This window comes from Bradyrhizobium sp. 191 (assembly GCF_023100985.1).
Classification (GTDB): domain Bacteria; phylum Pseudomonadota; class Alphaproteobacteria; order Rhizobiales; family Xanthobacteraceae; genus Bradyrhizobium; species Bradyrhizobium diversitatis.
In genome coordinates, this window is sequence record NZ_CP064692.1 from 2,527,166 (window position 1) to 2,549,782 (window position 22,617).

General features: G+C 65.0%; 19 protein-coding genes. 4 read left to right on the plus strand and 15 right to left on the minus strand.

Annotated elements, in window-relative coordinates:
* Positions 1–128: 128 nt before the first annotated feature.
* Positions 129–581, plus strand: coding sequence for a nuclear transport factor 2 family protein (locus tag IVB23_RS11700; protein ID WP_061878722.1), 453 nt, complete (start codon positions 129–131; stop codon positions 579–581).
* Positions 582–719: 138 nt separating this feature from the next.
* On the opposite strand, the gene IVB23_RS11705 is transcribed toward IVB23_RS11700, so the two are convergent.
* From IVB23_RS11705 to IVB23_RS11755, 11 genes are all read right to left on the minus strand, one after another.
* Positions 720–911, minus strand: a complete 192-nt coding sequence (locus IVB23_RS11705) for a hypothetical protein (RefSeq protein WP_061878574.1) — start codon at positions 909–911, stop codon at positions 720–722.
* Positions 912–1,134: 223 nt separating this feature from the next.
* Complete coding sequence (locus IVB23_RS11710; RefSeq protein WP_061878723.1) at positions 1,135–1,566, minus strand: acyl-CoA thioesterase; 432 nt, start codon at positions 1,564–1,566, stop codon at positions 1,135–1,137.
* 80 nt (positions 1,567–1,646) lie between these two features.
* The gene (locus IVB23_RS11715) at positions 1,647–2,399 is read right to left on the minus strand and encodes a fatty acid desaturase family protein (RefSeq protein ID WP_247803609.1); all 753 of its coding nucleotides are present in this window, start codon (positions 2,397–2,399) and stop codon (positions 1,647–1,649) included.
* Positions 2,400–2,457: 58 nt separating this feature from the next.
* Positions 2,458–4,554 carry a 3-hydroxyacyl-CoA dehydrogenase NAD-binding domain-containing protein gene (locus IVB23_RS11720; protein ID WP_247803610.1) on the minus strand — a complete coding sequence of 699 codons (2,097 nt, stop codon included), beginning with the start codon at positions 4,552–4,554 and terminating at the stop codon, positions 2,458–2,460.
* 2 nt (positions 4,555–4,556) lie between these two features.
* The gene (locus IVB23_RS11725) at positions 4,557–5,840 is read right to left on the minus strand and encodes an acetyl-CoA C-acetyltransferase (protein ID WP_247803611.1); all 1,284 of its coding nucleotides are present in this window, start codon (positions 5,838–5,840) and stop codon (positions 4,557–4,559) included.
* Positions 5,840–8,107 carry an acyl-CoA dehydrogenase gene (locus tag IVB23_RS11730; RefSeq protein WP_247803612.1) on the minus strand — a complete coding sequence of 756 codons (2,268 nt, stop codon included), beginning with the start codon at positions 8,105–8,107 and terminating at the stop codon, positions 5,840–5,842. Before IVB23_RS11730 ends, IVB23_RS11725 begins: the two co-directional genes overlap by 1 nt.
* Before the next feature lie 292 nt (positions 8,108–8,399).
* On the minus strand, positions 8,400–9,023 hold the full coding sequence (locus tag IVB23_RS11735; RefSeq protein ID WP_061878579.1) for a flavin reductase family protein: 624 nt from the start codon (positions 9,021–9,023) through the stop codon (positions 8,400–8,402).
* Positions 9,024–9,154: 131 nt separating this feature from the next.
* Positions 9,155–9,754 carry a TetR/AcrR family transcriptional regulator gene (locus tag IVB23_RS11740; RefSeq protein ID WP_061878580.1) on the minus strand — a complete coding sequence of 200 codons (600 nt, stop codon included), beginning with the start codon at positions 9,752–9,754 and terminating at the stop codon, positions 9,155–9,157.
* Positions 9,755–9,788: 34 nt separating this feature from the next.
* Positions 9,789–12,926: an efflux RND transporter permease subunit gene (locus IVB23_RS11745; protein WP_061878581.1), complete on the minus strand. Its 3,138-nt coding sequence runs from the start codon at positions 12,924–12,926 to the stop codon at positions 9,789–9,791.
* A 260-nt stretch (positions 12,927–13,186) separates the two neighbouring features.
* Positions 13,187–14,293: an efflux RND transporter periplasmic adaptor subunit gene (locus tag IVB23_RS11750; protein ID WP_247803613.1), complete on the minus strand. Its 1,107-nt coding sequence runs from the start codon at positions 14,291–14,293 to the stop codon at positions 13,187–13,189.
* Between the two features lie 254 nt (positions 14,294–14,547).
* A complete protein-coding gene (locus IVB23_RS11755) occupies positions 14,548–15,888 on the minus strand; it encodes an MFS transporter (RefSeq protein WP_247803614.1) in 1,341 nt (446 codons plus the stop codon).
* Positions 15,889–15,968: 80 nt separating this feature from the next.
* Between IVB23_RS11755 and IVB23_RS11760 the strand changes: the two genes are divergently transcribed.
* Positions 15,969–16,445, plus strand: a complete 477-nt coding sequence (locus IVB23_RS11760) for a DUF2809 domain-containing protein (RefSeq protein ID WP_247803615.1) — start codon at positions 15,969–15,971, stop codon at positions 16,443–16,445.
* Here the strand turns inward: IVB23_RS11760 and IVB23_RS11765 are convergent.
* Positions 16,411–17,415: a substrate-binding domain-containing protein gene (locus IVB23_RS11765; RefSeq protein ID WP_247803616.1), complete on the minus strand. Its 1,005-nt coding sequence runs from the start codon at positions 17,413–17,415 to the stop codon at positions 16,411–16,413. The genes IVB23_RS11760 and IVB23_RS11765 overlap by 35 nt on opposite strands.
* A 257-nt stretch (positions 17,416–17,672) precedes the next feature.
* On the opposite strand from IVB23_RS11765, the gene IVB23_RS11770 reads away from it, so the two are divergent.
* A complete protein-coding gene (locus IVB23_RS11770) occupies positions 17,673–18,593 on the plus strand; it encodes a DUF1932 domain-containing protein (protein ID WP_247803617.1) in 921 nt (306 codons plus the stop codon).
* Between the two features lie 18 nt (positions 18,594–18,611).
* Here IVB23_RS11770 and IVB23_RS11775 read toward each other — a convergent pair whose 3' ends face one another.
* Positions 18,612–19,778 carry a crosslink repair DNA glycosylase YcaQ family protein gene (locus IVB23_RS11775; protein WP_247803618.1) on the minus strand — a complete coding sequence of 389 codons (1,167 nt, stop codon included), beginning with the start codon at positions 19,776–19,778 and terminating at the stop codon, positions 18,612–18,614.
* A 110-nt stretch (positions 19,779–19,888) separates the two neighbouring features.
* Positions 19,889–20,134, minus strand: a complete 246-nt coding sequence (locus IVB23_RS11780; RefSeq protein ID WP_247803619.1) for a hypothetical protein — start codon at positions 20,132–20,134, stop codon at positions 19,889–19,891.
* A 338-nt stretch (positions 20,135–20,472) separates the two neighbouring features.
* Between IVB23_RS11780 and IVB23_RS11785 the strand changes: the two genes are divergently transcribed.
* Complete coding sequence (locus tag IVB23_RS11785; RefSeq protein WP_247803621.1) at positions 20,473–21,114, plus strand: OmpA family protein; 642 nt, start codon at positions 20,473–20,475, stop codon at positions 21,112–21,114.
* A 56-nt stretch (positions 21,115–21,170) separates the two neighbouring features.
* On the opposite strand, the gene IVB23_RS11790 is transcribed toward IVB23_RS11785, so the two are convergent.
* Positions 21,171–22,601 carry a phospholipid carrier-dependent glycosyltransferase gene (locus IVB23_RS11790; protein WP_247803622.1) on the minus strand — a complete coding sequence of 477 codons (1,431 nt, stop codon included), beginning with the start codon at positions 22,599–22,601 and terminating at the stop codon, positions 21,171–21,173.
* Between the last annotated feature and the right edge of the window lie 16 nt (positions 22,602–22,617).

Here is a 22,617-nt window from a genome sequence, read left to right on the forward strand (position 1 = left end):
CATCGATGCGCGAGACGTATCAATACGGCCCCGATCGCGCAATCACGCATTCACATGACGACAATGCGACTCTCGACAAAGTCACGCGCGGCTGCAACACTCGGTGCAAGATCAAAAAGGAGGAAACGATGACCATCAACCGACGCGATCTGGCTCTCTCCACTCTCGCCGTCTCCGCGCTTGCGTTCGCCACGCCGGCGCTCGCCGCGTCGGCGGACGAGGAAGCCGTGGCGAAGAAGGTCGAGGCCTTCCGCCTTGCCCAGATCGCGGCCGATCCGAAAGCGCTCGCTGCGCTGTGCTGGGACGATCTGAGCTACAGCCATTCCAGCGGCAAGGTCGAGGACAAGGCGACCTTCATCGCCAACGCAACCGACGGCAAATCGAAATTCCTGTCGATCGAATACAAGGACCCCACCATCAAGGTCGTCGGCCCCGCAGCGATCGTGCGTTTCCACTGGCTGGGCGAGCAGGAGATGGCGGCCGATGGGAAAAAAGTATCAACCAACCTTCACATCCTGATGAACTGGCAGAGGCAGGGCGACGAGTGGAAGCTCTTGTCGCGGGCCGCGACGAAGTTGTGATCAACGACGTCATTCCGGGACGCGCCGAAAGGCGCGGGCCCGGAATCCATTGGTCGGCAATTTCTGCAGCACGATAGATGCTCAGGTGCGCGATTGCGCACCATAGTTCGCGCTACGCGCGCCCCGGAATGACGACAGTTACGCCGCCTCCTTCACCTCGCCGTTAACCAGCCTGCGCGCAGCGCGCTCGGCTTCGCGGGCGTTGCGGAAGAGCTGGCCTTCGAGACGGTTGAAGCGGTGGGACGAGGCGAAGAAGCAGTAGCCTCCTTGAGAGCGAACGACGATACCTGCGGTCTGCGAATTGACTTCAATGATGTAGCTGTCCGGCATGGTCCGTGGATCCCTCAGTGCGGGCAAATAACGACACTCATGCCCAAAGGTTCCCAGGCATTTGAGGCCGTTTCCACCCCGAATCGACACGCAATTGAGTACGCCGGGACCTCATCCGTTTTATGACTGGTTCTTGGCGAAGCCGCGACGAGGATGACTCACCCGCGCCGCGTTTTGCAGCGATTGCCACGTCTCGCAGGATGAGGCAGAGCGTCGCGCGCGATTACGTCGCGATCGGCGGATCGTTTCGCTGGATTTCCTGCGGACGGCCGTGGTCGTCGATCGAGACGTAGGTGAAATTGCCGTCGGTGACGAGGAACGGATGAAGCTCCTTGCGCCGCAATGCCCAGGCCTCGAGATGCACCGTCAGCGAGGTGCGCCCGACGCGCACGAGATTGGCGTAGACCGAGACGAGATCGCCGACATAGACCGCTTTGCGAAAATTCATCGCCTCGATCGCGACCGTCACGGTGCGCGACCTCGCTGCCTTCGAGGCGAACACGCCGCCGCCGACGTCCATCTGGCTCAGGAGCCAGCCGCCGAAGATGTCGCCGTTTGCGTTGGTGTCGGCCGGCATCGCCAGCGTGCGGATGCAGAGATCGCCGCTCGGCCCGGTGTCGGAGCTGATAGGGGCGTGGACGTGCGTGTCGGTCATATCGTTGATCTCCCGCGGCTCTCGGCTCTGGATACAAAGCCTCGGCGCCTTGCGCAACATCGACACGAGACGAGCTTGCGCTATCCATTCGGCCGCGGCGACCCGACGACGATTCCGGCACCGTTCAGCTTGTGTTGCCACTCCGCATCGTCGGCCCGCGGCGCGCGTCCGGTCGTTGCCGTTACCAGCCGCTCCAGCCTGCTCCATAGCCGGAAACGGTCGCACGGATAATTGGCCCATCCATTGATGACACAATAGCGGATGGTGTGGTCACCGTGATGACGCCAATGATGCTCGGGTGAACAGACCAGATGCAGCCGTTGAGCCACGCGCAGGGGCAGCGGGCGGACCGGCCGGTGCGCGAGATTGTGGAAGCCCATGCCAAACAGCATGCAGGTGGCGATCACGAACCAGACGATCATCAGCGCATAGGTGAGCGCGGAAGCCGGAAACAACGCCGTGACGGTGGCCGCGCCCCCGACCACCACAGCGCCCGGCGCCGCACCGAGAGACGCCTGGTCGAGGAAGCCGTAGAGCAGAACGTGGCTGGGGTGGGTGTGATGCTCTCGCGTGATCGCGATGCCGCGGCCAAGCATCCCCTCGTCGAGCCAGGTGTCGACCACCCAATGCACCAGCCCCGAAAAAAGGTCAGCGAGGAAATATCCGGCCAGGAGCGCCACGATCAACCACGACCAGTGCAATCCCACCTCGGGATAGCGCGCGACGAGATAGCCTGCACAACATAGGATCACGACGACATCGGCCGCGCAGCACAACCGCGTGACGATGATCTCGCGCAGGGTCGCATGCTTGAAGAACGGGATCGTCGGCATCGGCGATACTCCCCACAGGCTCCACCACCCAGGATAGCATCTTTTTTACCGGCAGCCTCTATTGCAAACTGTCCCAGCCCGCATCCGGCGCGAAACGCCCGCCAAATCGATCGGCGAGCCCGCGCAGGGTGGACACGACGTTCTCCACGCCGCGCGTGCGCGCATAGTTCAATGGACCGCCACGGAACGGAGCATAGCCAGTGCCGAAGATCATGGCGCCGTCGACCGCATCGGCATCGTCGACGATGCCTTCGCGCAAGCAGGCAACACAGACATTGGACATCGGCAGCACCAGGCGGTCGATCATCTGGTCGGTGACGCGCGGACCGGTCTCGGGAAGCGGTGCCTTCTCCGCCTTGCCGTCCTTCCAGGTGTAGAAGCCCTTGCCGGCTTTGCGGCCGAGCTCGCCTCTTGCGACCTTCTCGCGCAGCCAGGCCGGCGTCGGCGGCAGCAGATCGCCGAACTTGGTTCGCAGCATGTCGCCGACGTCGAGGCAGATGTCGAGGCCGACCTGATCGGCCAGTTCGATCGGCCCCATCGGCATGCCGAACTGCTCGGCCGCGGCATCGATCAGGCGCTGGTCGGTCTTCTCGTCCAGCATCACCATCGCTTCCAGCATGTAAGGCGTCAGCGCGCGGTTGACGAGGAAGCCCGGCGAGCTCTTCACAGGCAAAGGCAGGCGGTCGATCGCGCCGACAAAGGCGAGCGCGTCCGTCAGCACCTGCGGATCGTTGCCGTCGTGACTGACGACTTCGACCAGTTGCAGCCGCGACACCGGATTGAAGAAATGCAGGCCGACCAGCCGCTCCGGACGCGCCAGAGTGGTGCGCAAGTCCTGAAGCGGAATGCTCGACGTGTTGGTCGCAAGGATCGCGCCGGGCTTCATCCGCGGCTCGAGGCCGGCATAGACCTTCTGCTTCAGCTCGAGCTTCTCGGGCACCGCTTCGATGATGAGATCGGCGTTGCGGACGCCCTCCCCGTCGATGTCGGGGACGAGGCGATCGAGCGCGTCACGCACCTCGGTCGGCTTGCGGATGATCTTGCCGTAGAGCTCGGCTGCGCGCTTCACCGCACCCGCGATCGGCTCGGCCTTCATGTCGGCGAGCGAGACGCGAAGGCCCTGCCCCGCACACCAGGCCGCGATGTCGCCGCCCATCGCGCCGGCGCCGATGACATGGACATGCTTCACCGTGCTGCCGGCGCCTGCCGCCTTCTTCATCTGCTCGCGCAGGAAGAAGACGCGGATCAGGTTCTGCGCGGTCGGCGTCACCATCAGCTTGGCGAACGAGGCCTGCTCGGCCTTCAGCATCGCGGATTTGCTGCCGCCATGCGCTTCCCAGAGATCGATCAGCGCATAGGGCGCTGGATAATGCTCGCGCGATGCAGCCTTCGCGGCCTCCGCGCGCATGCGCTTGGCCAGCAGGCCGCGCACCGGTCCGAGGTTGGCGGCGCGCGTGAGCAGACCGGGCTTGGCTCGCTTCAGGCGGCCGAACAGCGCATCCTTCACCGCGCCCTGGACATGCCGCTCCTGCGTCACGGTGTCGACGAGGCCGAGCGCCCTGGCGCGGCGCGCATCGATGATGCGGCCGGTCAGCATCAGCGCCATCGACTGGGTCGGATTGACCAGCGCGGTGAACCGCGCCGTGCCACCGAGGCCGGGGTGCAGGCCGAGCATCACCTCCGGGAAGCCGAAGCGCGCCCCCTCGATGGCGATGCGCGCCTGGCAGGCCAGCGCGACCTCGAGCCCGCCGCCGAGGCAGAAGCCGTGGATGACCGCGACCGTCGGCAGCCTCAAGGCTTCCAGGTGGTCGACTACCGCATGCGCGGCGCGGATGCGCGTCTCGACCATGGCGGGATCAGACGCGCCGCGGAATTCGTTGACGTCGGCGCCGGCGATGAAGCCGGAGGGTTTGGCCGAGCGGATCACGAGGCCGCCCGGACGCTCGGTCTCGATCGCGGCAAGCACGGCGTCGAACTCCTCCATCACATCGGAGGACAGGGTGTTGGCGCTTGCATCAGCGCGGTCGAACAGCAGCCAGGCGACGCCATCGGCGTCACGCGTCAGCTTGAAATGCCTGTATGGGCTGTCCGCCGCGGGCGGAGGCCCGAGCGTCAGGACGCGGTCGCCCAGCGCGGTCATAATCTTGGAATCCATGGTCACACCGCCTCGATCAGCATGGCGCCGCCGAGCCCGCCGCCGATGCATTCGGTGGCAACGCCACGTCGCGTGCCGAGCCGCTTCATGGCGTTGACGAGATGCAGCACGATGCGGTTGCCGGAGGTGCCGACGGGGTGGCCGAGCGAGATCGCTCCGCCGTCGACGTTCAGCCGCTCACGGTCGATCTCGCCGGCCGCGCCGTCGAGCCGCAATATTTCGCGGCAGAACTTGTCGTCGTTCCAGGCGGCGAGACAGCCGAGCACCTGGGTTGCGAAGGCCTCGTTCAGCTCCCAGGTCTCGACGTCCTTGATCGTGAGATTGTTGCGCGTGAGCAGCGGCGTCGCCGACATCACGGGCCCGAGCCCCATGATGCTGGGATCAAGCGCCGCCCAATGGCTGTCGACGATCGCAGCCTTCGGCGTCAGCTTGTGCTTTGCCACTGCCGCGTCTGAGGCGAGGATCGCCCAGGACGCGCCGTCGGTGATCTGCGAGGAATTGCCCGCCGTGACCTGTCCCCAGGGGCGCTCGAACACCGGCCGGAGTTTTGCCAGCGACTCGACCGTCGAATCCGGACGCACGCCGTCATCGTGGTCGAAGAACTTGCCGTCGCGGGAGAAGGCGGTCTCGACCTCGCCCTTCAAATAACCCGCGCTTTGCGCATGCGCGAGCCGGCGATGGCTTTCGGCGGCATAGGCATCGGACTGTGCGCGGGTGATGCCGAAGAGATGGCCGACGACCTCGGCGGTCTGGCCCATGTTCAGATCGGTAACGGGATCGGTCAGGCCGCGCTCGAGGCCGATGATCGGCTTGAGATAGCGCGGCCGCAGCTTGAAGGCTGCAGCCAGCTTCGCGGCAACGCCCTTGGCGGTGGCGAGGCCGGCGAACCAGCGCACGCCCGCGTTCGACCAGACCAGCGGCGCGTGGCTCAGCGCCTCGGTGCCGCCGGCAAGGATCATGTCGGCATGGCCCTCGCGGATGTAGCGGTAGGCGGTGTCGATCGACTGCATGCCGGAGCCGCAATTGATCTGCACGGTGAAGGCGACCATGTCCTCGCCCATGCCGAGCCGGAGCGCGGCGACGCGGGCCGGGTTCATCTCGTCCGCGATCACGTTGACGCAACCGAGGATGACCTGATCGAAAGCGTTGGGCGCAAACGGCTGGCGCGCCAGCAGCGGCCGGCCGCACTGCACGGCGAGATCGACCGGCGTGAACGGACCGGGCCCCGAACGCGCCTTCAGGAACGGCGTCCTGCTGCCGTCGACGATGAAAACCGGTCGTGCCATCAGCTCGCCGCCCTCTGTTCACCGAGTTCCTGGAAGAACTGATGCACATTGACGGTTTTCTTGTAAATCGGCGACAGCGCCTCCGGCGCAAAATCGTCGACCTCTATCACTTTTGTGACGGCTTCACGGGCGGCGGCGAGCTGCTCGCCCTCAGCCTGCGTGATCACGCCCTTAGCGACCGCTTCCTTCCAGTCGCGGATCTGAGCGGCCCGGAGGCGCCTGGCGATGGCGTCCGTGCCGGCGACCAGCTCGAACGCGCGCTCCAGCCGGGCAAAACCGCCGTCGTCGTCGACCCGGGCCAGATCCGGCGTGAGGCGCTCGCGTGCCGCCGACGGCTCCAGGACCAGACTCGCGCATTGGTGCACGACGCGGTCGGAGGGGCCGAGCACGCGCGCGCCGAACGGCTGGACCACGAGCCTGAGGAAACCAGCGACGAAGCGGTTGGGCAGATTGGCGAGGATCTCGGCGAGCCGGTTCTCGATGGTCCGGAAGCCGGTCGCCATGCACCATTCCAGCGCGGCAAAATCCTCCTTCTGCCGGCCCTCGTCCTGCCAACGCTTCAGCGCGGCCGAGAGCAGATAGAGCTCGGACAGGATATCGCCGAAGCGGGCCGACAGCGTCTCCTTGCGCTTGAGCGCGCCGCCGAGCGTCAGCAGCGCCATGTCGGCGCAGAGCGCAAAGGCCGCGGAGTAGCGCGAGAGCTGGCGATAGAATGGCGTCGCATCACCCGCATCGGGCGCCGGCGCCAATGCGCCAAAGGTCCAGCTACGGCCAAAGGCACGGAAGAGTGTCCGGAAGCTGTGGCCGACATGCTTCCAGAACGCCTTGTCGAACGCGCTGAGCCCGCGCGCACGGTCGCTATCGGCGAGCGCATTCATCTCGTCGAGCAGGTAAGGATGGGCGCGGATGGCGCCTTGCCCGAACACGATGAGATTGCGGGTCAGGATATTGGCGCCTTCCACAGTGATGCCGACCGGCACGGCGCGGTGCAGATTGCCGAGATAGTTTTGCGGACCGTCGATCACGGCCTTGCCGCCATGGATGTCCATGGCGTCATCGATCGCGGTGCGCATCCGCTCAGTCGCGTGCAACTTCATGATGCCGGAAATGACGGCGGGATGAATGCCGGCATTCAGCGCCGCGCAGGTGAGCCGGCGCGCGGCGTCGAGCTGGTAGGCGGTCGCAACGATTCGCGCGAGCGGCTCCTCGACGCCTTCGAACTTGGAGATGGAGATGCCGAACTGCTCGCGGATGCGGGCATAGGCGCCGGTGGTGCGCGCCGCATAGGCGGCACCCGCAGCAGAGAGCGACGGCAGCGAGATGCCGCGGCCGGCGGCAAGCGCCGTCATCAGCATCTTCCAGCCCTGCCCGAGGCGCTCCTTGCCGCCGATGACGTAGTCGAGCGGAATGAAGACGTCACGTCCCCAGTTCGGGCCGTTCTGGAACACCTGCATCGACGGCAGATGGCGCTGGCCGATCTCGACACCGGGCAAGTTCGTCGGAATCAGCGCCACGGTGATGCCGAGCTCTTCCTGGCTGCCCACGAGATGATCGGGATCACAGGCCTTGAAGGCAAGACCGAGCAGCGTCGCGACGGGACCGAGCGTGATGTAGCGCTTGTGCCAGTTGAGGCGGAGGCCGACGACCTCGCGCCCGTCGAATTCGCCCCTGCAGACGATGCCGGTGTCGACCATCGAAGCGGCATCGGAGCCGGCTTCCGGGCTGGTGAGGCCGAAGCAGGGAATGTCGCGGCCATCGGCGAGGCGCGGCAGCCAGCGCTGCTGTTGCTCAATGGTGCCGAAGCGCATCAGGAGCTCGCCCGGGCCGAGCGAGTTCGGCACCATCACGGTGACGGCCGCCGCGATCGAGCGGGTCGAGATCTTGCGCACCACTTCCGAATGCGCGTAGGGCGAGAAGCCGAGGCCGCCGAACTCCTTCGGGATGATCATGCCGAAGAATTTCTCGCGCTTGACGAAGTGCCAGACGTCCGGCGGCAGGTCACGCAATTCCCAGAAGATCTTCCACTCGTCGAGCATGGCGCAGAGCTCGTCGACGGGACCGTTCAGGAAGGCCCGCTCCTCATCCGTCAGCCTCGCCTGCGGCACCTTCAGCAGCTTCGACCAGTCGGGGTTGCCGGTGAAGAGATCGGCATCCCACCAGACGTCGCCGGCCTCCAGCGCCTCGCGCTCGGTGTCGGACATCGACGGCAGCACGCCGCGCGCCCAGGAGAAGATCGGCTTTGTCAGGGTGTCGCGGCGGAAGCTCATGGCAGACCTCATGCATCGGCGCGGTTATTGGGCATTTTAGCGGAAAGTGGCCGGCTGCGTGAAAGGTTCGGCTGCAAAATTGACGCGGCCGAGCGGCCCCCGGCCATAACGGCCAGGGTGCGGGGACGGTTCCGGGAAGGGGGTGGGGAGCTGAATGTCTCTCCGCTGTCATTCCGGGGCGACGCGTAGCGTCGAGCCCGGAATCCATCGTGCAGCAGAGTCGGTGGAGGAATGGATTCCGGGCTCGCGCCTGACGGCGCGCCCCGGAATGACGGCGTTGAGGGAGACGGTCCTAATCCGGCCGCACCATCTCGAACATGTTTTCCGGCTTGATCTCGAAATAATCGCCGCGGCGGCCGGCGCGGACGATCGGGCGGGCGGCGGCGGTCTGGTAGACGCCGTCCTTGATCAAGGCCTTGTCGATGTGGACGGCGACGACCTCCCCTAACGTCAGCCAGGCGGCGGCCTCCTTGCCGTCGGCGCCCTTGAGCCGGACGATGTCGGACACCTTGCACTCGAAGGCGACGGGGCTCTCAGCCACGCGCGGCACGTTGACGAGCTTGCCGGGGACGGCGGTAAGGCCGGCGAGCTTGAACTCGTCCACCTCAGGCGCGACATGCGCCGCGGTCGCGTTCATGTGCTTGGCGAGATCCATGGTGGTGAGATTCCAGACGAACTCCCTAGTCTGCTCCATGTTCGACACCGTGTCCTTCCAGTTCGTGGAAGAAAATCCGATGATCGGCGGCACGTAACAGAACGCGTTGAAGAAGCTGTAGGGCGCGAGGTTGACGTGGCCGTTGGTATCGCGGGAGGAGATCCAGCCGATCGGCCGCGGCGCGATGATGGCGTTGAAGGGATCGTGCTTGAGGCCGTGGCCCTTGGAGGGCTCATAGAAGTACAGATCTTTGTCGGTCACGCTGGCTCTCCGCTCTCCGTCATTCCGGGGCGGTCCGCAGGACCGAACCCGGAATCTCGAGATTCCGGGTTCGCGCTTCGCGCGCCCCGGAATGACGGCAGGTGAGCTTATAGGAGAAAACGCTGCGCCCGTCAGTGGCGCGGCGACAGACCCGCGATGACGAAATCGATCATCTGGTCGATGTTCGGGCCCGGCTTGGTGGCGCACTGGGCGATCATCTGGGGGTGGAAGAAGCGGATCATCGCGGTGCACGAGCAGAGCGCGGCCAGTTGCAGGTCCGGCGCCTCGAACTCGCCGGAGGCGACGCCTTGGGCGATCATCTGGCCGACGACACCGGCGATGCACTCCATATGGGCGACGCAGACGTCCCAGTCTTCCTCCATCGCGATCGCGACCATCTCGTGCAGCTTGTTGTCGCCGACATAGCGCTCGGTGTTCATGCGATGGATGGTGGTGAGCAGCTCGCGGAAGCGCTCCTTGACCGGGCCGGGCCGGGCCACGATCCGCTGCGCCTCGAGCTCGACCTCGCCCATCAGCGAACGGGCGACCGCCTGGTGGATCGCCTTCTTCGATTCGAAGAAGCGATAGACGTTGGCGGGGCTCATTCTGAGCTCCTTGGCGATGTCGCCGACCGTGGTCTTCTGGTAGCCGATCTGACGGAACAGCCGCTCGGCCACCTCGAGGATACGATCCCGGGTGTCGCCTTCGATATGTTCCGAAATAAGGGCCATCAGTCAGGACTCATCGCTCAGCACTTCATCTCACTTATTCAGCCGCTTCAGCAAGCGGAATTGCTGGATGTTCATCACTGCCATGCTGCGGCGCGGCGGGCTGCTCGGGCGTACCGGCCTCGTCCAGGCTCTTGCGGAACCAGAGGGCATAGAGGCCCGGCAGGTACAGCAGGGTCAGGAAGGTCGCGACGAACAGGCCGCCCATGATGGTGATCGCCATCGGGCCCCAGAACGCCGACCGCGACAGCGGGATCATGGCGAGGATGGCGGCGAGCGCCGTCAGCACCACCGGACGGGCGCGGCGGACGGTGGCTTCCACGATCGCCTCGCGCCGGGTCAGGCCGTGCGAGACATCGGTCTCGATCTGGTCGACCAGGATGACGGTGTTGCGCATGATCATGCCGGCGAGCGCGATCAGGCCAAGCAGCGCCACGAAGCCGAACGGGGCATTGGCGACGTTGAGGCCGAGCGAGGCACCGACGATGCCGAGCGGCGCGGTCAGGAACACCAGGATCAGGCGCGAGAAGCTCTGCAGCTGGATCATCAGCAGCGTCAGCATCACCATGACCATCACCGGGAAGAGGATGAAGATCGAGGCGTTGCCCTTGGCGGATTCCTCGAACGCCCCGCCCGGCTCGATCCGGTAGGCCGGCTCGAGGTGGTCCTTGATCGCCTTCAGCTTCGGCGTGATCTGGTTGGTGACATCGGGCGCCTGCACGCCGTCGACGACGTCGGAGCGCACGGTGATCGCCATGTCGCGGTTGCGCCGCCACATGATCGGCTCCTCGTGGGCATACTCGATCTTGGCGATCTGCTGCAGCGGCACGGCAACGCCATTGCGCGAGGTGATGGTGAGATCACCGACACCGCCGAGGTCGAGGCGTTCGGACGGGATCGCGCGGGCGACTACGCCGACCTTCTCGATGCCGTCGCGCACGGTGGTGACCTGCGAGCCCGAGATCAGCATCGCCAGTGCCTGCGAGACGTCCTGCGGGGTGAGACCCATGGCGCGGGCGCGGTCCTGGTCGACGACGAGCTTGAGGTAGGGCGACTGCTCGTTCCAGTCGAGCTGGACATCCTTGACGCTCTTGTTCTCCCGCATGACGTCGCGGACCTGGTAGGCGATCTCGCGGACCTTGTTGGCATCGGGGCCGATCACGCGGAACTGCACGGGGAAGCCGACCGGCGGACCGAAGTTGAAGCGGTCGACGCGCACGCGCGCCTCGGTCAGGAAGCCCTCGGCAGCCGCGGTCTCGATCTTGGCCTTGATGCGCTCGCGCGCCTCGACGCCCTTGGCGACGATGACGATCTCGGCAAAGGCCTCGTTCGGAAGCTGCGGGTTGAGGCCGAGCCAGAAGCGCGGCGAGCCCTGGCCGACATAGGCGGTATAGGTCTCGATGTCCTTATCGTCCTTCAGCAGCGTTTCGGCCTTCTTCACCGCCTTCTCGGTGACGTTGAAGGCGGTGCCCTCGGGCAGGCGCAACTGGAGGAACAGCTCGGGCCGCTCCGAGAGCGGGAAGAACTGCTGCTGGACCTGGCCGAAGCCGACGATCGACGCGATGAAGACGCCGACGGTCGCGGCCACCACGGTGATGCGGTGGTTGACGCACCATTTCACGATGGCGCGCAAGCCGCGGTACATGCGGGTCTCGTAGACCGCATGCGGATCATGGTTGTGGTGCGCCTTCATCTCGGGCAGCAGCTTGACGCCGATATAGGGCGTGAAGATCACCGCCACGAACCAGGAGGCGACCAGGGCGATCGCCACGATCCAGAAGATGCTGCCGGCATATTCGCCGACCGCGGAATTGGCAAAGCCGATGGGGAGGAAGCCAGCGGCCGTGACCAGCGTTCCCGTGAGCATCGGAAACGCAGTAGATTCCCAGGCAAAGGACGCCGCGCGCATGCGGTCCCAGCCCTGCTCCATCTTCACCACCATCATCTCGACCGCGATGATGGCGTCGTCGACGAGCAGGCCGAGCGCGATGATCAGCGCGCCGAGCGTGATGCGGTGCAGGTCGAGCGACATCGTGTTCATGACGATGAAGACGATGCCGAGCACCAGGGGCACCGACAGCGCGACCACGATGCCGGTGCGCCAGCCGAGGGCCAGGAACGAGACGAACAGCACGATGACGAGCGCTTCCATGAAAGAGTGCACGAACTCGCCGACGGCGTGCTCGACCACCTTGGGCTGATCGGCGATCAGCTTGACGTCGACGCCCTGCGGCACGGCCTTCATGAACTCGTTGGTCGCCTTCTCCACCTCCTTGCCGAGCTCGAGGATGTTGGCGCCCTTGGCGGTGACGACGCCGATGCCGATGGCGGGCTTGCCTTCCTGGCGCACGACGAAGCTCGGCGGATCGACATAGCCATGGGTGACGGTGGCGATGTCGCCGAGGCGGAACACACGGCCGTTGCTCTCGACCGGCGTTTCGGCGACGGCCTTGGCACCGTCGAGCGCGCCGGTGACGCGCAGCGGCACGCGCTGCGAGGAGGTCTCGACCGTGCCGGCCGGCGTCACGTTGTTCTGCTTGGCGAGCGAATCGAACAGCGCCTGCGGCGTGATGCCGAGCGTGGCGAGCTTGGCGTGGCTGAACTCGACGAAGATGCGCTCGTCCTGATTGCCGTAGACGTCGACCTTGGTGACGCCGGGCACCTTCAGCAGGCGCTGGCGGAAACCTTCGGAGACCTTCTTGAGCTGGGCATAATCGGCGCCGTCGCCGGTCATCATGTAGAGGATGGAATCGACGTCGGAGAACTCGTCGTTGACGACGGGCCCGAGAATGCCGGACGGCAGCTGGCCCTGCACGTCGACCAGCTTCTTGCGCAGGAGGTAGAAGAGATAGGGCACGTCCTTCGGCGGCGTGTTGTCGCGGAACGTGACCTGGAGCGCGGTGAAGGCGGGCTTGGAATAGGTCTGCACCTTCTCGAAATAGGGCAGCTCCTGGATCTTCTTCTCGATGGGATCGGCGACCTGGGTCTGCATCTCCTGCGCGGTCGCGCCGGGCCAGATCACGGAGACGTTGACCACCTTCACGGTGAAGAACGGATCTTCGGCGCGGCCGAGCTTCTCATAGGAGAAGAAGCCGGCGACGCCGAGCACGATCATCAGGAAGAGAACCAGCGTCGGATGGCTGACGGCCCAGGCCGAAAGGTTGAAGCGCTTCATCGCTCTCTCCGAAAAGAAGATCCAGTTGCAAATACGACAGCCGCTCTATTCACCCCGTCGTCGCGAGGCAGCGAAGCAATCCAGGGGGCTGGGCAGGTTCTGGATCGCTTCGCCGCTTCAGCCTTTGCTTAGGGACAAGGGCCGAAACTCACCTCACACGACGTAACTCGATTTCTCTTTGTCATTCCGGGGCGCCCATAGGCGAACCCGGAATCTCGAGATTCCGGGCTCGGTGCTCCGCACCGCCCCGGAATGACAAACTAAAAACTCAGCGACGACACGACCCGCACCCGCTGGCCCGGATCGAGCTTCTGCACGCCGAGGGCGACGATCTTCGCGCCCTCCTCGACACCGCCCGTGATGACGACGTCCTTGCTCTCGTAGGACTTCACCGCCACCGGCTTGAGCGTGACGCCGCCGTTGTCGTCGACGACGTAGAAGGACGGCTTGCCGCCTTCGTTGAACAGCGCCGACAGCGGCAGCCGGGCGACGCGCTCGGTCGCGGCGTCAGACAGCGTCAGCGTCGCCGTCATGCCGAGCGCGACCTTGTCGTCGGCCTCGGGCAGCGAGAACTTTGCCAGATAGGTGCGCGTGGCCGGGTCGGCCGCCGGCGCGATCTCGCGCAGCTTGGCCGCATACTGCTTGTTCGGCTCGGACCAAAGAGTGACGCTGGCGACGCCCGACTTGGCGCGTCCGACCAGCGTCTCAGGGATCGCGACGACCGCTTCCTTTTCGGCAAAGCGGGCGACACGGATCGAGGCCTGGCCCGCGGCAACCACCTGGCCGGGCTCGATCAGCGTTGCGGTGACGACGCCTCGGGCGTCGGCGTTGAGCGTCGCGTAGGAAAGGGAGTTCTTGGTCAGTTCGACCGAGCGCTCGGCCCGGTTCAGGCGCGCACGGGCCTCATCGGCGGCGGCGCGACTCGAATCAAGTTGCGCATCGGTGGTCCAGCCCTTGGCCTTCAGGTCCTTGGCGCGCTGCTCGGCGGCGGCGGCCTGGGCCAGCACACCGGTCGCGGCGGTCTGCTCGGCGACGGCCTGCTCGGCCTGGAGCTTCAGGTCGACCTCGTCGAGGGTGGCCAATGGCTGGCCGACTTCGACGGTCTGGCCGACCTCGACCAGGCGCTTGGCAACCTTGCCGGCGACGCGGAAGCCGAGATCGCTCTCGATCCGCGGCCTGATGGTGCCGACGAAGCTGCGCTCCGGCGTCTCCGCACTATAATGCGCGGTCGCAACCAAAACCGGCCGCGGCGGCTCCGCCTTCTCGGCAACAGTATCATTGCACCCGGCCAGGGCTGCGGCCATCAGAGCCAGCGACACACCCGCCAAGAGCCTGGAATAGCTGGATAAAACCGACCGGACGAACATCGAAGGACACTCCTGCATCTCGATTTGAGGAATGTTGACTAATCACTGACGAAAGTCAATAATCGTCAGTCATCAGGAAAGCGTGATCGTTAAGCGGTGGTAAGGATTGGGACGGGCCATGTTGCGAAGGTGCGCTTGTAGGGCGGGCAACGCGGAGCGTGCCCCCCAACCCGGCCAGCGTAGGGAGATGGTGGGCACGGCGCGCAAGGGCGCGCGCCTTTGCCCTCCCTATAAGGCTTACAAGGCTAGTGCCCCTACCGCCCCTGCTCGGCGAACTCGTGCTTGCTGTCGTGGCCGCCGACGAAGACCAAAATGCCGGCGATCAGGGGCAGCACGGCGAGGACGAGCAGACCGGTCGAGGTCTGGCCTGTGGCTTCCTTGACCCAGCCGATCAGATAGGGCCCGCCGAAACCGGCGAGATTGCCGATCGAGTTGATCAGGGCGATCGCGCCCGCCGCCGCCGTGCCGGACAGCCAGGCGGTCGGCAACGTCCAGAACACCCCGAAGCAGCAGAACACGCCGATCGCGGCGACCGTCAGCGCCACCATCGTCAGGGTGGGATCTGAGAGAGAGGAGGAGATGCCGAGAGCGACGGCTGTGAGCAGCAGCGGTGCGCCGACATGCATGACGCGCTCGCGACTCGCATCCGAATGCCTCGCCCACAGGACCATGGCAATGGTGCCGAACAGATAGGGGATTGCGGTGACGAAACCGGTCTGCGCGTTGGTGAGGCCGAACGCCTTGACGATCTGCGGCAACCAGAACTGCATGCCATACAGCGCGCCGACGAAGCCGAAATAGATCAGGCTAAGCGCGATCACCTTCGGCGAGGACAGCGCCTCGCCCAGCGACAAGTGCTTCACCGCCTGCTTTGCCGCGATCTCCGAATCGAGTTTCGCCTTCAGCCAGGCCTTTTGCTCGGCCGAGAGCCAGTCCGCCTTCTCCGGTCTGTCGGTGAGATAGAACCAGGTGACGATGCCGAGCAGCACGGAAGGAACGCCCTCGATGATGAACAGCCACTGCCAGCCCTTCAGCCTCATCATGCCGTCGAGCCCGAGCAGCAGGCCCGAGATCGGCGCGCCGATCACGGTCGAGACCGGAACGGCGATGGCGAAGGCCGCGAGGAAGCGGGCGCGATATTGGGCCGGATACCAATAGGTGAGATAGAGGATGATTCCGGGGAAGAAGCCGGCCTCGGCGACGCCGAGCAGGAAGCGCAGCACGTAGAAGCTCGTCACGCCGCTGACCATCGCCATCAGGGCCGAGATGATGCCCCAGGTCACCATGATGCGAGCGATCCAGCGGCTCGCGCCGAATTTTTCCAGCGCAAGGTTGCTCGGCACCTCGAAGATGAAATAGCCGATGAAGAAGATGCCGGCGCCCCAGGAGAAGATCAGCGGCGTGAACTTCAGCTCCGCATTCATGGTCAGCGCGGCGAAGCCGAGATTGACGCGGTCGAGATAGGAGAAGAAGTAGGCCAGCACCAGGAACGGAATCAGGCGCCAGGAGATGGCGCGGATGGTCGAGGTCTCGATGTCGCTCTTGCTGGCGCTCTTGGCACCGCCGGCAGCACCGGCATAGGTGGTCTGGCTCATGGCTTCCCCCCGGGTTGTTGCTTTTCTAGGGCTGAGTGGCGGTTTTGAGCATCGCGGGCAAAGAGTCAATGGAGCGAGCAATGCGCGGGGCGCAGCCGGATCAACCTGTTGCGCCGCTCCTGACATCGCTGATCCGCGCCGGCCTCGCCGCGATGGTGATCGTCTGCGGGCTGTCGCTGCGCTGGTACGGCTTTCCGCTCGGGCTTCCGGCCTTCGTGGTGAAATATGGCGGCTCGCTCTTGTGGGCCACGATGGTGTTCTTGCTGGTCGGGGTTGTGCTGCCGAGGCTGTCGCGGATGCAGATTGCGGCCATCGCGGTGATAATTGCGATCATCGTGGAATTCTCCCGCCTGGTGCACTCGCCATGGCTCGATGCGTTCCGGCTGACAGCGGCCGGCGCGCTGCTGCTCGGTCGCATATTCTCGCTGTGGAATCTGGTCGCCTACCTCATCGGTATCGTCGTCGGCATCTGCCTCGACAGCCGCGTCGCGAGAAACCGGATTCAGCACCAGCCAAACACGCTCAATTCGCAACAGGCCGCGTCGACCCGCGAATGATCAGTTCCGTCGGCACGGTGAGACCACGGCCACGCTCGATCTCGTCGCCGCGCATACGCTCGAGCAGCATGGTCGCGGCATGGCGGCCCATCGCCGCGAGATCCCACGCAATCGCCGTAATCGGCGGCGTATGCAGTTCGGCGAGATCCGAATCGCTGCCGGCCACCACCGAAATCCCGTCCCCGACCGCGATGCCCATCGTTCGCAGCGCTCTCAGGCAACCGCCGAGCATGTCCATCGCCGCGACGAAGAGCGCCGTCGGGGGATCGGCAAGGCTCATCAGCGACGCCGTCGCCCGATAGGCTTCTTCACTCGAGAGCACATTGTCGCGCAGCAGCCTCGGATCTGGCATGACGCCCGCCGCCGCATAGGCCTCACGAAGTCCCTCGAGGCGACTGCGCGACGGGAAGGCCTTGGTGTCGCCGACAAGCACGGCAATTCGCCGGTGCCCAAGGCCGAGCAGATGGCTCGTAGCGAGGCGCGCGCCCTGGCGATGATCGGCTGTGACGCGATCCAGCGCCTCGATACGATTCCGGTCGATGAGCAGGACCGGCATCGGCGCCTCCGACAGCGCTTCGCGCACGTCGCGATGCTGCTCATCGCTCAGCGTCATCATCACGCCATCCACCCGGCGCCTGCGGAAAGCGCTCAACAGGGCGATCTCGACTTCGGGACGATTGGTCGTGCTCGCCAGCAGCAAGGTGTATCCGGCCTCACGCAGGACCGCTTCGGCCTCCTTGATGAACAGCGCGAAGCGCGGGATGTCGAAATCACGAATGGCGCAGGCGACGAGCCGCGACCGGCCCGCGCGCATGCTCTGGGCCGTGACGTCGACCTCATAGCCGAGATGCGCCATCGCCCTTTCGACGCGCTCGCGCAGCTCCCTGGTCACCGTAGGATGATCGTTGAGCACACGAGATACCGTGCCGACCGCGACGCCGGCCTCCCGGGCGACGTCCCTGACCTTCACGGTTTGCGATCGGCGAGCCTGCGCGGGCATAGCACTATATGAACCGGTTCACGCTCGCTGGCAAGGCCGCCTCACCGACATTTGCCGTTCGATTGAGCAATCTGCTCAACAATTGCTTCCGGTGATCGCCCCGCAAATGAACCGGTTCATTGACTCCGGCGTCGAACTCAGCACAATGGCGGCGGTGGGGAAGTCGCGCGAGGAGACCTCGCCCTCCATCGGAATCGGACCGGTCGGAGACAGGAGACAGCTCAGCCATGCAGCAGCCCAAGATCGCCTTCGTTGGATTTGGCGAGGCCGCGCAATGCTTCGCAAAGCATCTCGCGACCCAGACCCGAGCGCGGATCGTCGCATTCTGTCAGGGCAAGACGAACGCGCCGCCCTACTCTCGGGCTTTTCGTGCGGTGGCGGCGGATTGTGGCGTCACGCTCGCCGACCGGCTCGAGGACCTCACGGACGCGGACGTGATCTTTTCCGCCGTCGTCGTTGCCGTCGCGGCTGAGACGGGTGAGGCCATTTCGAAGATCGTCCGTCCCGGCTGTCTCGTGGTGGACATCAACGCTGCGACCCCGCGAACGAAGAAGCGTGTCGCCGAAGCCGTCGAGGCGCGCGGCGGCCTGTTCGCAGATGCGAATCTGATGGGATCGGTCGACCTCTACGGCGCTGCGGTCCCGCTCTACACATCCGGCAGCGGCGCCGCACGCTTCGCGGACACCTTCAAACCACTCGGCTTCCGCATCGAGGTGGCCGGTCCCGAAGCCGGGACCGCAGCGGCCGTGAAAATGCTGCGGAGCGTGGTGACGAAAGGCATGGAAGCGCTGCTGGTCGAGGCTCTGACCGCCGCGACGCTCGCCGGCGTGCGCGACGAAACCATGCGCGGGCTATGCGCCTCGATGGATGCCACCACGTTCAGCAAGTTCCTGGACATGTGCGTCCGCTCCGACGTGCTGCATGCCGAACGCCGTGCCGTGGAAATGGACGGCGTGGCAGCGGGCCTGCGCGAATTGGGCTTTGATCCCGTCATGACGACTGCCACGGCGACGCGCTTGAAGGTCTCCGCGCGCCTGGGCCTGCGGGAGGAATTCGCGGAACGCTCTAGCTACTCGGCCGACGAGGTGCTGGACCGATACGCTCATGTCGTGTCCGGAGCCTCGGCCGAGTTCGAAGACAGGCCGTAGACCGGACGACGACGACGCTCACTCCGTGAGCTGAAACCGTTCGAAGCGGTCGAGCTCTTCCTCGATCACACGCTTGAGCTCCTTGCGCCCCGCGGCCTTTCTCCCCTGCCCGACCCAGGTCCATTTCTGCATCAAGAGCTTCTTCGCCTGCCGGTCGGTCTTGAGATCGAGCGCGGCGACGATCTCGTCGCCGACCAGCACGGGCAGCGCGAAGTAGCCGAGCTTGCGCTTGGCCTTCGGCACGTAGGCTTCGAACAGATGGTTGTAGCCGAAAATGAGATTGGTGCGCTTGCGCTGGATGATCAGGGGATCGAACGGCGAAAGAATGTGGACGAGATCGGGCGGCGGCCCTTCGCCGCCAGCCTCCAGCGCTGCGGGCGAGGTCCAATGCTCCTGTTTGCCGGCGCCCTCGAGCGTAACAGGCACGAGCTCGCCGCGGCGGACGCGCGAGGCCATCAGGCGCGCGACCGGCTTCTTGCTCGGCGCGTCGAGATGGCAGATCGAATCGAGACTGACCACGCCCTGCGAGCGCAGCGCGCGGTCGAGCAGATAGGCCGTGATCTCCCTTGCCGATGCCGGCCTCGGCAGCTTGTCCCAGCCGAAATGACGGTTCATCAGCTCATAGGTCTTGAGCATGCCCTGGCGCTCGCTGATGGTGACGGCGCCGGTATAGAAGGCGAGTTGCAACGCGCGCTTGGACGGCTTGCGGCTCTGCCAGAGGTGCTCCTTTTCGACGAGCACGTCATCCTCGATGTCGCGGATCGTCAGCGGGCCGGCGCGCAGCAGTCGCATCACCTTGCGCGTGTCGGCCGGCTTCACCGAGCCAAACCATCTGTGTCCCTCGCGCCGGTGCTCGCGCATCGCCGGCAGGAAGAAGCGGAAGTCGGCGGCCGGCACGTAGGAGAGCGCGTGCGTCCAATACTCGAACACGCTCTTGTCGACGCTGTGGGCCTGGCGAAGATCGGCGCGGCGGTAGGACGGGATCCTGCTGAACAGAATGTGGTGATGGCAGCGCTCGATGACGTTGATGGTGTCGATCTGCACATAGCCGAGATGAGCCGTCGCGTCGGCGACGGCCTGCGCGCCCTCCCCGAACGGCTCGCGCACGTCGAGCCGCTGGGCATGCAGCCAGATCTGCCGGGCCTGTTTGGTCGAGAGCGGAAGTGGTTTCGGGGCGCGGGGCATTGCGGAATGCAATGTAGCCGGATTCGCCGCGAGGCAAAGAAGCTGGGACACGAAAAAGCCGCGCTGCCATCTGCTGCCAGCGCGGCCATCACGTCCGGGATCGCGGGAGCCTACTTCATCGCCATCGCCTTCTCGGCGCTCATATAATGCTTGCAGGCGCCGTGCATGTTGCCTTTGCTCATGTCGGAATTGGCCGCGGCCATCGACTTCCTCGCTGCGATCTTGCCCGGCGTGTCTTCGCCGCCCATCCCGGCAACGAGCTTGGCCATATTTGCACTGGTGCACGCCATCTTGGCGGCGGATGCGGGGGACAGCGCAAGCGCCACGAATGCCGTCGCGAGCAACAGGGTCTTCATCAATCTTCTCCTCCAGGAAAGGCAGCCGGCCTGATGCCGGCCACCACGACTGCCATTCTTCAACGGCAAGTTTTTCAGGGAGAAGACAGTTCGCTGCTGCACCGCCGAATCAGCCCGCTCTTGGCGTGCGGCTTTTGGGCGCTCCCCCGACGCTCTTTCGACGATCAGGAACGGCGGTTTCCGGGGTTCCCAGTTCCGCCCCAAGCCGCAGACGATCGAGCCAGATCAGAGTCTCCGCGGGCAATTTCGAATGTGAGGAAGATCACATCGAGGCTTTTGAACCTCCCCTAGGCTCGCAGCATCAAATCGCCATCAGGCGTAGCAGCGAGGATTCGACAATGACCCTTTTTGATAAGTCTTTTGCATTGAAGGCGATTACCCTTTCCGCAGCCCTGTCGATGACGGCGGGACTGGCCCTGGCTGGCGACAACAATGTCTCCACCGACAAGATCCTGGACGCACTGAAGCCCAAGCCGGCAACCCGCGGCCTGTCCGTCGGTCCGCAGGCCGACACGACCGCGCAAGCCAAGGAAGCGACCTTCCTGAACACCGTGCGCAACCGCTCGACCCGGTCGCTCTCGACGAGCGAGCGCGAGCAGATCGCCGAGTTAGCTGCGACCAAGCCGAAGATCGATCTGGAGATCCAGTTCGATTACAACTCGGCCGACATCGCCAAGACGTCGGTGGCATCGGTGCAGGCGCTCGGCAAGGCGCTGTCCGATCCGGCGCTGAAGGGCTCGACCTTCGTGGTCGCCGGCCACACCGACGCGACCGGCGGCGAAGAGTACAATCAAGGGCTCTCCGAACGGCGCGCCGACACCATTAAGAAATACCTGGTGCAGAACTACGGCCTCAACGGCACCGATCTCGTCACCGTCGGCTACGGCGAGACCAAGCTGAAGGATGCCGCCAACGGCACCGACGCGATCAACCGCCGCGTCCAGGTCGTGAACATGGACACCAAGACCGCAGCGAAGTAACGCGCGATCGTGGCGCAAGAGACACACCGCCTGCCGCAACCCGGCAGGCGGCGATGTCATATCCAGCTTTGAAACAGCATCAGGCGGCCGAAGGTTCGCATGGACGTGCCGATGAAGGCGGCGGAGATCGGCAGCATCACCGCAAAGCCGGCCGCAGCGACGCCGACATAGGCCCACAGCAGCCAGCGCGGCAGCCCCTCCCGGCGCAGCACATAGACCAGCGCCAGCGACGCCGCGGTCGCGGCCGGCAGGTAGTAGTAGATGAAGCCCAGGGTACGCGGCAGCAACGCCCAGGCGAGCCAGGGACCGAAATAGAATGCCGCGATCAGGAATGCATCCCACCGCCGCGCCAGGATGAAATCCCGCAACACGATGACCAGCGCGATCAGAGCCGGCCAGAGCACCAGCGGATTGCCAAGAAAGACGATCGCAGCGACGTTGTCATCTCCCGTCTTGTCGAACAGGAACCACACCGGGCGCGCGAGCAACGGCCAGGACGGCCATGCGCTCATATAGGTGTGGCCGGCGATGGCCGTCGTGGCGTTGTCGGCGAAGATCCGCCGCTGCGCCTCGATCAGATCCGGCAGCGACACGCCATGGAACGGGACGAAAGCGGCAAGGTAGGTCACCATCGGCAAGACGACGAAGCAGAGCGCGACATGATGCAGCCTCAAGCCGGGCCACAGCTCCGGCCGATACCAGTCGTCCGGCCTCGCGTCGGCGAACAGCGTACGCCAGCCCTGCATCAGGCGGATCACCGCAACGATGACGATGCAGACGCCAAGCGGAAACAGGCCGCTCCATTTGCAGGCTGCAGCAAGTCCGAACAGAGCTCCTGCCGCGGCAAACAAGGCATGCGGCCGCTCTCTTCGAAAACCATGCATGAAGGCGGCGGTCGCAAGCAGGCCGAAGCCGAGCGCAAAGATGTCGAGCATCGCGATGCGCGCCTGCACGTACAGCATCTGGTTGAACGCCGCAATCAGCGCCGCGGCGATCGCGGGCCCTTGCGCGGAGAACAGCGCGAGCCCGCACAGATAGATTGCAACGATCGCCAATGCGCCGAACAACGTCGCGGGGTAACGCCAGCCAAGCGCGTTGTCGCCGAAGGTTGCGATCGATGCCGCGATCAGCTCCTTGGCGAGCGGCGGATGCATCGGATTGAGCATCGGCTGCGACATCACGGGAGCCAGCATCTGCCGCGCCGCCGGGACGTAATGCACCTCGTCGAAGACGAATTTTTCCGGCGTGGCGAGACCGATCAGCAGCGCCAGATGCGCTACCAGGAAAATCGCGACAGCAAGCACTGCGCTCCGCGACAGTTTTGGAACTGCGAACGCCTCGAACGGCTGCTGTTGAGATATCTTGCGTGGCAAATTTGCGTCACCGCGGACAAAAACAAGGATCGTCGTTTTCATTGAACGCATTCTGCCGCAACTGTCACTAAGCATAGCGCACGTCCCGCGCCGCTTGTGATAATTACGCCACATCGCAAGCGAGCGCGAT

Excerpts from the sequence above, each read along its gene's own strand:
- IVB23_RS11700 (WP_061878722.1), top strand. The coding sequence starts at position 129 with ATGACCATCAACCGACGCGATCTGGCTCTCTCCACTCTCGCCGTCTCC.
- IVB23_RS11705 (WP_061878574.1), bottom strand. The coding sequence starts at position 911 with ATGCCGGACAGCTACATCATTGAAGTCAATTCGCAGACCGCAGGTATC.
- IVB23_RS11710 (WP_061878723.1), bottom strand. The coding sequence starts at position 1,566 with ATGACCGACACGCACGTCCACGCCCCTATCAGCTCCGACACCGGGCCG.
- IVB23_RS11715 (WP_247803609.1), bottom strand. The coding sequence starts at position 2,399 with ATGCCGACGATCCCGTTCTTCAAGCATGCGACCCTGCGCGAGATCATC.
- IVB23_RS11720 (WP_247803610.1), bottom strand. The coding sequence starts at position 4,554 with ATGGATTCCAAGATTATGACCGCGCTGGGCGACCGCGTCCTGACGCTC.
- IVB23_RS11725 (WP_247803611.1), bottom strand. The coding sequence starts at position 5,840 with ATGGCACGACCGGTTTTCATCGTCGACGGCAGCAGGACGCCGTTCCTG.
- IVB23_RS11730 (WP_247803612.1), bottom strand. The coding sequence starts at position 8,107 with ATGAGCTTCCGCCGCGACACCCTGACAAAGCCGATCTTCTCCTGGGCG.
- IVB23_RS11740 (WP_061878580.1), bottom strand. The coding sequence starts at position 9,754 with ATGGCCCTTATTTCGGAACATATCGAAGGCGACACCCGGGATCGTATC.
- IVB23_RS11745 (WP_061878581.1), bottom strand. The coding sequence starts at position 12,926 with ATGAAGCGCTTCAACCTTTCGGCCTGGGCCGTCAGCCATCCGACGCTG.
- IVB23_RS11750 (WP_247803613.1), bottom strand. The coding sequence starts at position 14,293 with ATGTTCGTCCGGTCGGTTTTATCCAGCTATTCCAGGCTCTTGGCGGGT.
- IVB23_RS11755 (WP_247803614.1), bottom strand. The coding sequence starts at position 15,888 with ATGAGCCAGACCACCTATGCCGGTGCTGCCGGCGGTGCCAAGAGCGCC.
- IVB23_RS11760 (WP_247803615.1), top strand. The coding sequence starts at position 15,969 with ATGCGCGGGGCGCAGCCGGATCAACCTGTTGCGCCGCTCCTGACATCG.
- IVB23_RS11770 (WP_247803617.1), top strand. The coding sequence starts at position 17,673 with ATGCAGCAGCCCAAGATCGCCTTCGTTGGATTTGGCGAGGCCGCGCAA.
- IVB23_RS11775 (WP_247803618.1), bottom strand. The coding sequence starts at position 19,778 with ATGCCCCGCGCCCCGAAACCACTTCCGCTCTCGACCAAACAGGCCCGG.
- IVB23_RS11780 (WP_247803619.1), bottom strand. The coding sequence starts at position 20,134 with ATGAAGACCCTGTTGCTCGCGACGGCATTCGTGGCGCTTGCGCTGTCC.
- IVB23_RS11785 (WP_247803621.1), top strand. The coding sequence starts at position 20,473 with ATGACCCTTTTTGATAAGTCTTTTGCATTGAAGGCGATTACCCTTTCC.
- IVB23_RS11790 (WP_247803622.1), bottom strand. The coding sequence starts at position 22,601 with ATGTGGCGTAATTATCACAAGCGGCGCGGGACGTGCGCTATGCTTAGT.